The following is a 12,467-nucleotide window of genomic DNA, read 5'->3' as shown; positions in this document are numbered from 1 at the left end:
TGAACCCGCCATCCAACCGCGCAAGCCCGCGAATCGTCTGCAAGCCTCAGCCGGCCAACCGCCCGCGAGCGTCAATCGCCCGCAGACAGGCCGTCCAAAGGCCCGTCAGTTGCCCGCGGCGCGTGCGGCCTGGTACGCCTCGACGAGCTTCTTGGTCACGTCGGCCGGTGCCGGCTCGTAGCCCTCCAGCTCGATCGTGTAGGAGCCCGACCCGCGCGTGATGGCGCGCAGATCCTTCGTATACGACACCACCTCGGCATAGGGCACGCGCACCATGATGACCGTCTCGCCCGCGTCGTTGGAGTCGGTGCCCACGATACGGCCGCGACGCGTCGAGATGTCGCCCATCACCGCGCCGGCGTACTCCTCGCCCACCGTCACATCGAGGTTCGCCATCGGCTCGAGCAGGATGGGGTTGGCCTTCTCGCACGCGGCGCGGAAGCCGATGCGCGCGGCCGTCTTGAACGCCATCTCGTTGGAGTCGACGGCGTGGTACGACCCGTCGTACACGGCCACCTTGATATCCACCATGGGATAGCCCGCCAAAAAGCCCTCGGCCATGGCGTCCTGCACGCCCTTGTCGATGGCCGGCAGAAAGCCGCGTGGGATCTTTCCGCCCACGATCTCGTCGATGAACTCGTAGCCCTCCCCCCGGTTGGGCTCGAGGCGCAGCCAGCAATCGCCGAACTGGCCCGCGCCGCCCGTCTGCTTCTTGTGACGACCCTGGGCCTCGGCCACCTTGCAGATCGTCTCGCGGTACGGAACGCGCACAGGCACAAGGCGCGCCTCCACGCCCGTCTGCTCCTTGAGGCGCGCAAGAAGCGTCTCCACCTGAGCCTCGCCCATGGCGGTGACCACCGTCTGATGCGTCTCCTCGCTGCGGCTCACGCGCAGGGTCGGGTCGTTCTCGATCGCGCGCGCCAAGAACGTCCCCAGCTTGTCCTCGTCCTTCTTGTTGACGGCCTCGATGGCCACCGGGTATTGGGGAACAGGCAGCGGCAAGGGGTCGATGGCCACGTCGCCGGACTTCGACAGCGTGTCGCCGGCACGGGTGTCGGAGAGCTTGGGCACCACGATGATGTCGCCGGCCTTCGCGCTCTTCACGTCGGTCGTCTCCTTGCCCATCATCACGTAGAGGTGCCCGAGGCGGTCCTTCTTGCGCGTGCGCGCGTTGATCAGCTCCATGCCCGGCTCGAGCACGCCCGAGATGACTTTGAGGAAGCTCAGGCGTCCCACAAACGGGTCGGACACCGTCTTGAACACGAATGCGGCGGGCTCGCCCTCTTCGTCCACGAACGTCTCCTCCCCGTTGGCCAGACGGAAGCGCCCGTGATGGCGCGGATGCGGGAAGTAGGTGCAGATGTCCTCCATAAGGCCCTTGACGCCCTGCTCGATGATCGTGGAACCCACGAACACGGGAATGAACAGCTCCTGCGCGATGGCCTGGTCGAGCAGCCGCTCCAACTCCTCCTGCGTCAGCTGCTCCTCGCCGTCGAGGTACTTCATCATCAGCTCGTCATCGGCTTCGGCCACGAGATCGCACAGCTTGTCGCGCGCCGCGCTCGCCGCGTCGGCGTACTCGGACGGAATGTCCTCCACGCGCTCGTCGGTGGTTCCGTCCTGGTCGAAGTAGCGCGCCTTCATCCGGATGACGTCGATGACGCCTTTGAAGTCCGCGTCCACGCCGATGGGGATGGTCACGGGGCCCAGGCGCGAGCCGAAGCGCGCGTGCAGAAGCGCCATGGCCGTGTCGAAGTCGGCGTTCTCGCGGTCGATGTGGTTGATGAACACGGCGCGCGACAGGCGCATATCCTCGGCCTCACGCCAGAGCTTCGTGGTCATGACCTGCGGGCCCGCCACAGCGTCAACCACAAACAGCGCCATCTCGGCCGCCTGCATGCACGCCAGCGTGTCGCCGACGAAGTCGGGATGGCCCGACGTGTCGAGCAGGTTGATCTTGTAGTCTTTGTAAGGGACGGGAGCGATGGACGTGCCGATCGTGAACTTGCGCCGGATCTCCTCCTCGTCGTAGTCAAGGTAGGATTTCCCGTCGTGGGTCGTGCCCATGCGGGGCGTGCGGCCCGAGACGTGCAGCATCGCCTCGGCGAGCGATGTCTTGCCGGCGCCGTCTTGGCCCACCAGCACGATGTTCCGTACGTGTTCGGTAGCAGGAGCTGCCATGTTGACCACCAACTTTCCTGTTGAGTGGCCCACGCCGTTGCCGTTTTCGTCAAGGCGCGAACCACAGTCGAGCCTTACATCAACACACTCTCACGCGAACAGAAACCTTGCGACTCACAGTGTATCGCATCCGGCACGCCGCGCGCTCGAGAACGGGGAATTGGCCGGGAAGGACGGGCTGAATCGCGACACTCCTCCGACGCCCCGCGCCCTCCGCTCTCGCGTTCGTCGCGCCCCCGCCCCCGCGCGCCCCCGCCGCGGAGACCGGCGGCGGGTGCAACCCCTCGCGGTAAGAGATCTCGACTTTTTCACCGATATTTTACCGAAACACCCCTGCCAAGGCCGGTCTGAGGCTCGAAAGGGTCCGAAACGATAATATTTGGCCGAAAAACCCGTCAGGTTTTACCGTAGTGCCCTGGCAAGGGCCGCCGAAGCCTCTCTCTCGGCCACATTCGGTACAATATCGCCATTTTTCTGTCATTTCCTTACCGTTTCACTCCCAGCGCGCCACTCCGGTAGCAACCGTCCCGCGCAGCGGCCGCGCCCGCGCCGACCAAGCCCGCCATCCTGACAGCGACCACCCCGCGCGACAGCCGGCAGCGACCGAATCGCCGCCCCGACAACCGCCGACTCGCCGCCCCGACGACCGCCGGCGCGCCGCCCCCGGCGGCGACCGTCCCGCGCGACAGCCGCTGCGCCCGCCGAACCCCGCAGCACCTCGCCCCACCTCCGACACCCCACGCGCCCAGACGAGGCCGCGCGACGGCGCATCTTTGGAGAAGACGCGGACAGCGCGTTACCGAACGGTGACGAATGGGCCGACCGCACCGTCGGCGGCTCGCTCGCATCGCCGGCGACCCTATAATCGGCACCGAGGCGAAGGAGCGAAGACGCAAAGAGACGGCGAAAGCCGGAAGGGACTGGGGAGAGCCTATGAGCACGCACGAGCCCATCATCGACATCGACCCCGTGTCCAGCGCGCGCGACGGCGCGGCTGGCGCGGCGAAAGGCGGATTCCAGCCGCCCTCGTACGGAAGGCGGGACGAACGCAGCGCGGCCGCCCCGGAAAGCGCCGCCTACGCCACCGTCATCGGCAAAGGCCCCGCCTCTGCGAAGAGGCCCAGCCGCATCGGCGGCGCAGCGCAGACGGTCATCGGCGGCGCGATCATGCTCGTAGGCGTGCCGATGCTCATCCTGCCCGGCCCCGGCTTGCTCGCCATCGGCGGCGGCGCCGTCATCGCCGCAAACGGCGTGAAGAAAATGCTCGGCAAGTAGGAGCGAACCAGCGCCGAACGCGCGCGAACGAGGCGGATCTTCCGTAGCAGGGACCTTCGTGCCCCGCCACGGCCCTTCCATGACAGAGGTGGGGGGTAATGTCACATTCTTGGAAAATCAGCGACGCCCAAAGACTTAAGAGAATGCGACATTATCCCCGTCCCCCTGCCACGCCCCTGCCCCGGCCCAAACGAGGCGGGCCCCTTCGCCAAAGGCCCGCCTCTCGCGCATCGCCGCTAGAACGACAGGGTCTGCGCCGCGCCCGTCTCTTCGCGGTACTCGCCGAACGACGCGCGGTACTCGTACTCTGTCAACCCGCGCAGCTCCTCGTCGCCGGCGGCGTAGTAGGACCGGATCACCAACAGCTCGCCGGTTCGGTAATCGCATTTCCGATACTCGGCGGACGTATGGTAGCCCCAGTACGTCTCTCCGGTTTCCTCGTCGTACCATTCCTCGTACAGCGGCGTCGGCTGCTGCACGGGCCGCATGCCTCCCGCGAGGCCGGACGGCGTCTGCCACCCGTAGGGCTTGAGCGATATGCTCACCGTGCCGTCGGCCACCTCCCAGCCTGTCAGCTCGTAGCCGCCGTACTCGCTCGTCTCCAGCTTCGCGCCGATCTGCGAGACGTCCACCGTGCGCTCGTTTAACTCGCTCGCCGCCGCACGCTCCTCGTTCGTCGCCAGTTCCCCGTCGGCCGCGCGCAGCATCGGCGTGAACGTAACGCTGGTCGCATCGGGCGACAGGCCCGCCAACTCCACCACGTACGCGCCGGCCGGATCGACCCCCGTTCCGTCGCCCGCGCCCACCGGAGTCAGCACGTTGCCCCGATCATCGGTGATCTTGAGCATGGGCGGCGTGATGGAACCCTCGGCCACGTGGTAGACGGGACGGCCGCTCTCCTCGACGGCCTCCTCTTCGTCGTTGCGCACCACCATGACGCACCCCAGCTCGGAGGCCGTGAAGCGCTGGATCCCCATGGTCTTCTCCCCCTCGCTCGTGGCAAACGCGAGATCCTGCGCGCCCAGCTCGCGCGGCTGCGCCACCGTGCTCAGGTCGAGGCCCACGTCGAACGCGAAGGGCTCGGCGTCCCCTTCGGAAGGTTCGGAGGACCCCCAGTTCGCCGGCCCCTCCAACGCGATATGCACCTGGTCGGGCAGCGTCGCCTCCGGCACGATGCGCTGCATGACCCTCACCTTGCCGTCCTCCTGGTACGCGTCCAACAGGAAGACGGAGCCGCTTCCAAGGGATTCGCCGTCGCTTGTCAGCTCGAAGGAGAAGCGCGGGGCAAGGCGCTCCAAGCGCGCCCACTCGCTCTCCTGCGAGCCTTCGTAGACCGCCAGCTCGGCCAAGTCGAAGCCGCCCTCCTTCTCCAGCGTGAAGAACAGGTTGACGATGCTGCGGTCGCACGACACGGAATCGAGCGTCACCCGCACCCCTTCAACCTCGACGGCCTCTCCCACTTCGGCGTTCAGGCTGGACACGCCCTCTTGCAGGCTGTCGTACACCGACAGGTTCTTGCCGCCGGCGAAAAACGGCGCGTCTCCCGGCTGCATCTGCAGAAGCGCAGTCGCCGCGAACGCGGCCCCGCCCAGCAGCGCGACGGTCGCAGCCACCGCAGCCACCAAAACGCCGCGGCGCACGGCGCGGCCGCCCGCCGACGCGCCGCGGGCCGCACGGGCGTTCGAGCGGCATTCCCCCGGCCCCTGCCGCCTCGAGGCCTCCAAAGCCCCCGAGGCCTCCGAGCGCGCCGATGCCGGACGATCCTGGGGGATGGACCCCAGCGACGCGTACACGTCGTCGAGCTTGGCCTGCGCCTCGCGCGGCAGCGGACCCGCATCCAGCGCGGCGGCCACCGCCCGCCGCAGCTCGTCCTCGTCGTCGAAGTTCTTCCAAGTCATCGCGCCACCTCGGCTTCCTTGCTCGATCCGTCCCTGTAAGCAGCCTTGAACCGATCGCGCGCCCGCGACAGGCGGGTGCGCACCGCGCCCTCCGACACGTTCATGATCTGGGATATCTGGCGCACGGGGAAATCGTTCACGTAGAACAGCACGAGCGCGAGCCGGTCGTCGGCCGAAAGGCGCCCGAAGGCGTCGCGCACATCGATCACTTCGTCCCGGTCGGAATAGCGCGCTTGGGCGCCGCCCGTCAGCGCCTGATCGACCGACGGCTCCCACGACACGTCCGCGCCCTCCGCGTCGATGTCGAAGGCGCCCATCGCGCACGGCGTCTCGCGCTTGCGCGTCCGCCGGAAGTCGTAGCACGTCCGCAGCAGGATGCGCATGAGCCACGTGCCCACGGCGCTGCGGCCGCCGAAGCGCGGCATGGCGCGCCACGCCTTGACCGCCGTCTCCTGCAGCGCGTCGGACGCGTCGTCCACGTTGCCGAGCACCGCCATCGCAGCACGCCACAGCGGCTGCTTGCTGCGCTCGAACAACGCGGCGAACGCCTCTCCGTCGCCCTTTCGAGCTCGCTGTATCAGATCGTCCACGCACGCGCCCCTTTCAAGATCGGTTGCCCATTAGACGCGCCCGACGACGAAAAGGTTACACCCGATCCGGAAAAGCCGCGCGGGAAGCCTGCGGGCCGTGCGACGGGCCCGTGACAGGGGGCGTGACAGGGGTGACAGGGGGACGGGGATAATGTCGCATTCTTGGAGAAGCAACGATGCTCAAAGACTTAAGGGAATGTGACATTATCCCCGTCCCCCCGTCACGCCCCCTCACGAGCACGCGTCTGCCGAAGCGTCGCGTCTGCAGATGCCGAACGCCGCAGCCGCCCCGACATCACAGCCTCGTTGTTTTGGCGGGTTTTGACGGAAAACCGCCTTAGAAGACGGCGAATCGCGGCTCTTTCAGCATCGGCGCTTCCCGAGCCTCCACATTTCCCCTGTTCAGAGATGCGGTATGATCCCCATCCGGCAAAGCGGCCGCGAGACGACCATGGTTTTCCGTCAAAACCCGCCACGAACCGGCCTTCTCCGCGCGCAGCGAGCGGCAAGCATCTGCGCACAGGACGTCGCCCAATCGGCAGCGCCCCGAACGCCGTGCCCAAAGCGGCCCCGCATCCTCACGCGCGGCGCATGCGCACGCTCATGTCGAGCGGCTTGGCGGCGAAGGGCGCCGTCGTCGCCAGCCCGTCCACACCGCAGGCGGCGTACGCGCCCGCGTTCTGCGGGTTGATGCCGCCCGCCGCGATGAGCGTCAAACGCGGATCGATCTCCCGCAGCTCCTTCACCAGCGCGGCAAGCTCGTCCACCGGCACCTTGTCGAACTGGATGCCGTCCACGCCCGCGCGCGCCAGCACGCGCGCCCGCTCGGCGTCGGCCTCCACGAACAGCTTCTTCTCGATGCAGCGTCCCTTGATGGCGGACAGCTGCTCCACGAACGCCTCGAACCCGCCGAAGAACGTCAGGTGATGGTCGAACACGAGCACCGTCTCGGACAGCCCCAGCCGGTGCGGGAACGCGCCACCCGCCATCACCGCGCTTGTGAGCAGATCTTTCGCACCCGGCATGCTCTTGCGCGTGGTCAGCACCTCGCAGCGCGGGTTCGCCTCGTGCGCCGCGTCCACCATCGCGCGCGTCTTGGTGGCCACCGCCGAAAGGTGGTCGAACAGGTTCAGGCACACCTTCCATGCCGCGTGCAGATCGAGCGCGCGGCCCCTCACGACCATGAACGTCTCGCCGGCCGCGACGCGCTCGCCGTCGCGCGCGCACGACGCCACCTCGCACCCCAGCCTTTCCGCGACTCGGCGCGCCACCTGCGCGCCGGCCAGCACGCAGTCCTCGCGCGTGTAGTACTCCATCTCCCCCGGCTCTTCGCCGATGCCGAGCACCGCGCACGTCAGATCGACATAGGGCACATCCTCGGCCACGAAGCCGTCCACGCGCGCATCCGAGATCCGCAGCATGCCGCTCCCTTCCCTTTCTCCCTTTCGACCGCCGCGCAACTCGCCCGACGGCGCACGGCCCGACGACCCGCGCCGTCGGACGCCGCGCATTCTATCTCCGATCAAGGATAAGCGTTCGCGCCGCTCGTTTCCAGCTGCACTTTCGGTGCAGGTCCCCATCGCCGGCGTTCAAAGACCGGGAAGAGGGAGAGGGCGGCGGGCGCATCCACGCGGCACCCGCCGAAGCCCGCCTCTTCCGACTAGCTCATTCTCCGAACAGCAGCGCGAACACATGGCGCATGATGCTCGTCCGGCGCACCACGCCTATCAGTCGACCGTCCCCGTCGATGACCGGCAGCTTCTTGAACTTCTTCTTGGAAAGCAATCCCGCAACCCTGCCGATCGGTTGCTCGGGCGTCGCGCACACCACTTTGCGGGTCGCGAGCTCCATCACGTTTCGATGCTTGAGCTCGCGCGCCTTGCGGTCGAGCGGCTCGTCGTCGAAGTACAGCATGGTGGCCTCCCCGCCGTTGAAGACGGAGCGCGTTTTGTGAGCGGCGATGGCGCGCATGATGTCGCCATCGCTGATGAAGCCCACCACGCGCCGCTCGCCATCGACAACCGGAAGGCTGCTCACGCCGCGCTCGACGAGCAGACGCGTCACCTCGCCGAGGTTTGCGTCGAAGCGACACGAGTACGCCTCCTCCATGATCTCGCCCACCGTCGCATCGCCTGTCGCGAAAGTCCCCTTCGAACGCTCCTCGTTCCCCGCCATGGCTCACGCCTCCTTCTCGATCGTGCCGCATTCCATCTCGCAACCGCAGGGACGCCCCTCTGGCGCATGCCGTTTCGCCGCGCGCACCTTCGCCACGCACAGCACAAGCGCCACAGCGGATATCGCCGCGCACACGCCGTAGGCAACCCCTACGCCCTGCGCCGTGGACGCCTGCACCCCTGCCGCAGCATTCGACGCGGTCACGCCCGTCATCACCGTCACGATAAGCGCCGTCGAGATGGCTCCGGCCACCTGCCGTCCTGTGTTGGCCACGGCGTTGCCGTGCGCGATCATATCGTTCGGAAGCGCGTTCACACCCCATGTGTTGAGAGGCATGTTCGCCAGCGCCTGGCCAGACGCCTGCAACGCGCACAAAACCGTCACGACGAGAACGGATGTGCCGACGTTCACCTGAGAGAGTGCGGCCAAAGCGCCCGTGAACAGCGCGAGGCCCGCGATGCCGATGCCGCGCGGGCCGAACCGATCGAACACGATGCCCGAAACGGGACTGATGAAGATGCCCACCGCGGCAGCCGGCAGCATGACCATGCCGGTCTCGAACGCGCTCGCTCCCAGCGAGGTCTGCAGGTAGATGGGAAGCGTCACGTTCGTCACGGCGGCGGCCGCGTTGATGAGCGTGACCAGGATGGCCGCCGAGCGGAACACGGGCGTCTTCAGGGTGCCGATGCGCAGCAAAGGCTCCGAAAGCCTGCGCTGGCGCCGAACGAACGCCACGAGGGCAACCGCGCCCACCGCGATGGGGGCCACGACGAGCGGGCTGCCCCACCCCAAACTCGACGCACTCGAAAAACCGTACAGCATGCCTCCGAACGCGACCGTGGACAGAAGAACAGAAGGCAGGTCGAGGCGAGGATCCTTGAGCTCGCCCACGTTGTCGAGCAAAAACCAGCTGGCCACAGCGATGATCAGCGCCAAGGGGACGATAGCCCAGAACATAAGTCGCCAACCGAACGCATCGATGATGGCCCCGCCCGCCACAGGCCCCACAGCCGGACCGGCCGACATCACGATGCCCGCCATGCCCATGGCAGTCCCGCGCTTCTCCGGTGGAAACACGAGCATGGGCACCACGGCCACGAGCGGCAGCTGCACGCCCGCACCGGCGGCCTGCAGCACGCGCCCCGCCAAAAGGACGCCGAAACTCGGCGCCACAGCGCACAGCACCGTGCCCGCCACGAACACCGACAACGACGCGAAGAACAGCTTGCGCGTCGAGAACTTGTCGATAAGATAACCCGATATCGGAACCATGATGCCGTTGACCAGCATGTATATACTGGTCACCCACTGGGCGTCGCCCGCTCCCACGCCGAAGGTCTGCATAAGACCCGGCAGAGCCGGCGACATGACCGTCTGGTTGAGCAAGGCCAAAAAGGCGCCGGCCACCACCACGCCCACGATAATGATCTCATGGCGAGTCGCTTTCGAAGCGCTCACCTGCGCATTCACACCCACAATACTGTCATCGCCTTTCGTCGAACCCTCCGGCGCACCCAACGACGCACGAGACGTGCGAAGTCGCCGGGCGCCCCGCGAGACTCCTTGCATGCCGTTATGATAGAAAGGAAGATCGCCCAAGATCGGGCGGCGCATCTTATACGCGCATCGACGAAAGAGCGAGCGACGCGTTGTCCACGGCGCGTTCGCGTTCGCTTTCGACGAAGGCGAACGCGTCCAAAACGCGAGTGCGACGATATGCCCGAACAACTTCGCTCATAAGGGTGAGCACCTTAAAATCGAAAGGCCGTCCTGTCAACCTGCTTCATACAGTCAACAAGACGGCCCCGCGCCTTGAAGACGCGGCAAGAGCGCGGCAAAAGGACGCCCCCTGCCGCCCCTCGCCACCCGCGCGCCGCGGCCGCGCGGCTCCGCGCCCTCGCATCGTCACAGCTCGCCAACGATGCGCCGCGTGCGGGCGGCCACCTCGGCTTTCGCGCGCTCCGCGTCCACAAGCGGCCACTGCCCGTCGCGATACACCACGCGCCCGTCACACATGGTGAGGCACACGTCCGCCCCATGGCCGGCGTACACCACGTTCACGAGCGGGTTCGTCATCGGCGTCCACGACGGCCCCGCCACGTCGAGCACGCAGAGATCCGCACACGCGCCCACGCCCACGTACCCGCAGTCCTCGCGGCCCTGCGACAGCGCGCCCGTGCGCGTGGCGGCGGCGAGCGCCTGCTTCGGCGAGATCGCGGTCGGATCGCATGCGGCCCCCTTCGCCGAAAGCGCCAGCAGGTAGAGGTCCTGCATCATGTCGTGGTTGTTGTTCGAGGCCATGCCGTCGGTGCCCAGACACACGCGCACCCCGCGCTCGAGCATCTTCGAGACGGGCGCAAATCCGCTGCCCAGCTTCATGTTGGACGCGGGGTTCGCCGCCACGAACACGCCGCGACGGGCCAGCACCTCGATGTCCTCATCGTCCACCCACACGCAGTGCGCCGCCGTCGTCGGGCAGTCGAACAGCCCCAGGCTCTCGAAGTAGCGCACGGGCGTGAGGCCGCCGTGGCGCTCCTTGCACTCCTCGTGCTCGAGCCGCGTCTCGGACACGTGCACCTGCACGCGCAGACCCCGCTCCTTCGCGTACGCCGCCAGATCGGCCACGGCCCGCGGGTTCGACGTGTACTCGGCATGGACGTTGCAGTCCACCACGATCCTTCCGTCGGCCGCGCCCTGCAGATCGCGCGTCAGCCGATCGAGGCTGCCTTTCACCGGCAGCTCGTCCAACCCCTCGCCGCCAAACGCCAGAAGCGAATCGGAGAGGTTCATCTTGACGCCCGCGTCGATGGCCGCCCGCGCGCCCTCCTCCATATGGTAGTACATGTCCGAGAAGCCCACGCATCCGTAGCGCGCCATCTCGATGCACGCGAGCAGCGTGCCCCAGTAGCAGTCCTCGGGCGTGATCTTGGCCTCGAAAGGAAACACCAGGTCGTTGAGCCATGCCTGCAAGGGAAGATCCTCCGCATAGCCGCGCAGCAGCGTCATGGGCGCATGCGCGTGCGCATTGTAGAAGGCGGGCATGAGCAGTTTGCCGCGCCCGTCGTACACCTCGTCGTACGCCGCGGCCTCCCCCCCTTCCGGCGCGGCGCCGCCCACGTAGGCGATGCGCCCGTCGCGCACGCCCACCCATTGGTGCGCCCGGAAATCCAGGTTCTCGTCGAGAAGATCGATGTCAGCAAACAGCATGCCCCGCTCCTTCGCCTCCGCGCCGCGCCGCGCGAGCCCGATTCGGTCCAACGTTTCAGTCCAACGTAGTATAAACCTTGTGCTATGATCGCGGTACAACGAGAGGCGCGCCCGCCCCGCGGGCGGGCGTTGACGACGTGAAAGAAGGAGCCATGACAGAAGAATGCACGCATGAGTGCGGCAGCTGCGGCGTGTCCGGCTGCGGCGAGCGCACAGCGCAGGGCCCGGCGACCATCGCCGCGAACGCCCGCTCGAACATCCGCCACGTCATCGGCGTGGTGTCGGGCAAGGGCGGCGTGGGCAAATCCCTCGTGACCAGCCTGCTGGCCAGCGAGATGCGCAAGCGCGGCAAGCGGGTGGGCATCCTCGACGCCGACGTCACCGGCCCGTCCATACCCAAGACGTTCGGCATCACGAATCCGCTCACGGCCGATGCCGACGGCATCCTGCCCGCCCAGGCGCAAAGCGGCATCAAGGTGGTGTCCACGAACCTGATGCTTCCGAAGGACGACGTGCCCGTCGCTTGGCGCGGCCCGGTGGTGTCCAACGCCATCAAGCAGTTCTACAGCGAGGTCAGCTGGGGCGAGATCGACTACCTGTTCGTCGACATGCCTCCGGGAACCTCCGACGTGCTGCTCACCGTGTTCCAGTCGCTGCCGGTGGACGGCATCGTCACCGTGTCGGCGCCGCAAGAGCTCGTGGCCATGATCGTGGGCAAGGCCGTGAACCTCGCGCACGACATGGATGTCGCGCTTTTGGGCCTCGTGGAGAACATGGCCTACTTCAAGTGCGACGATTGCGGCAAGGAGCACCACATCTTCGGCGAGCCGCAGGGCGCGGCCGTGGCCGAGCGCTACAACATCCCCGCCTACGCCACGCTGCCCATCGACCCCGCCTTCGCACGGCTGTGCGACGCGGGCAAGGTGGAGGACTACGACGTGGCCGGCGCGCTCGATCCCGTCATCGCCCAGATCGAGAAGGTCGGCGCCGAGTAGCCCGACGAAAACGATGCCGGCCAACCTGTCGCGGCGTCTCAGATCGAACGCGCGAAGGGCCCCGCTCAGGGGCCCTTCGCATGCGCGGTTGCGCACTCCCCTTGACCTGCCCGTCCTCCGGCTGCCCTCCCCCTCCTTCCGCGCGT

9 protein-coding genes are annotated in these 12,467 nt (G+C 67.2%); 2 read left to right on the top strand and 7 right to left on the bottom strand.

The genetic code is table 11. The annotated features are described in order from the left end of the window. Nucleotides 1–105: 105 nt before the first annotated feature. Nucleotides 106–2,181: an elongation factor G gene (fusA, locus tag B5F40_RS10670; RefSeq protein ID WP_204217381.1), complete on the bottom strand. Its 2,076-nt coding sequence runs from the start codon at nt 2,179–2,181 to the stop codon at nt 106–108. A gap of 933 nt (nt 2,182–3,114) precedes the next feature. Here fusA and B5F40_RS10665 point away from each other — a divergent pair. Beyond that, on the top strand, nt 3,115–3,456 hold the full coding sequence (locus tag B5F40_RS10665; RefSeq protein ID WP_087194361.1) for a hypothetical protein: 342 nt from the start codon (nt 3,115–3,117) through the stop codon (nt 3,454–3,456). A gap of 236 nt (nt 3,457–3,692) precedes the next feature. Here B5F40_RS10665 and B5F40_RS10660 read toward each other — a convergent pair whose 3' ends face one another. From B5F40_RS10660 to B5F40_RS10635, 6 genes are all read right to left on the bottom strand, one after another. Beyond that, nucleotides 3,693–5,354 carry a DUF4179 domain-containing protein gene (locus B5F40_RS10660; protein ID WP_087194322.1) on the bottom strand — a complete coding sequence of 554 codons (1,662 nt, stop codon included), beginning with the start codon at nt 5,352–5,354 and terminating at the stop codon, nt 3,693–3,695. Beyond that, nucleotides 5,351–5,944: an RNA polymerase sigma factor gene (locus B5F40_RS10655; RefSeq protein ID WP_087194321.1), complete on the bottom strand. Its 594-nt coding sequence runs from the start codon at nt 5,942–5,944 to the stop codon at nt 5,351–5,353. Before B5F40_RS10655 ends, B5F40_RS10660 begins: the two co-directional genes overlap by 4 nt. 578 nt (nt 5,945–6,522) lie before the next feature. Next, a complete protein-coding gene (gene modD, locus B5F40_RS10650) occupies nt 6,523–7,365 on the bottom strand; it encodes a ModD protein (RefSeq protein ID WP_087194320.1) in 843 nt (280 codons plus the stop codon). A 244-nt stretch (nt 7,366–7,609) separates the two neighbouring features. Then, nucleotides 7,610–8,119, bottom strand: coding sequence for a CBS domain-containing protein (locus B5F40_RS10645; protein WP_087194319.1), 510 nt, complete (start codon nt 8,117–8,119; stop codon nt 7,610–7,612). A 3-nt stretch (nt 8,120–8,122) separates the two neighbouring features. Beyond that, nucleotides 8,123–9,595 (bottom strand): MDR family MFS transporter, encoded by a 1,473-nt coding sequence (locus B5F40_RS10640; RefSeq protein WP_239443018.1) that lies wholly within the window; start codon nt 9,593–9,595, stop codon nt 8,123–8,125. 429 nt (nt 9,596–10,024) lie between these two features. Next, nucleotides 10,025–11,326, bottom strand: coding sequence for an amidohydrolase family protein (locus tag B5F40_RS10635; RefSeq protein WP_087194318.1), 1,302 nt, complete (start codon nt 11,324–11,326; stop codon nt 10,025–10,027). Nucleotides 11,327–11,478: 152 nt separating this feature from the next. Between B5F40_RS10635 and B5F40_RS10630 the strand changes: the two genes are divergently transcribed. Then, nucleotides 11,479–12,321: an Mrp/NBP35 family ATP-binding protein gene (locus B5F40_RS10630; protein WP_087194317.1), complete on the top strand. Its 843-nt coding sequence runs from the start codon at nt 11,479–11,481 to the stop codon at nt 12,319–12,321. The last annotated feature ends 146 nt before the right edge of the window (nt 12,322–12,467 follow it).

It is taken from the genome of Gordonibacter sp. An230, assembly GCF_002159915.1.
Taxonomy (GTDB): domain Bacteria; phylum Actinomycetota; class Coriobacteriia; order Coriobacteriales; family Eggerthellaceae; genus Rubneribacter.
Note: the sequence above shows the minus strand (reverse complement) of the source record. Positions and strands in the feature narration are given on the sequence as shown.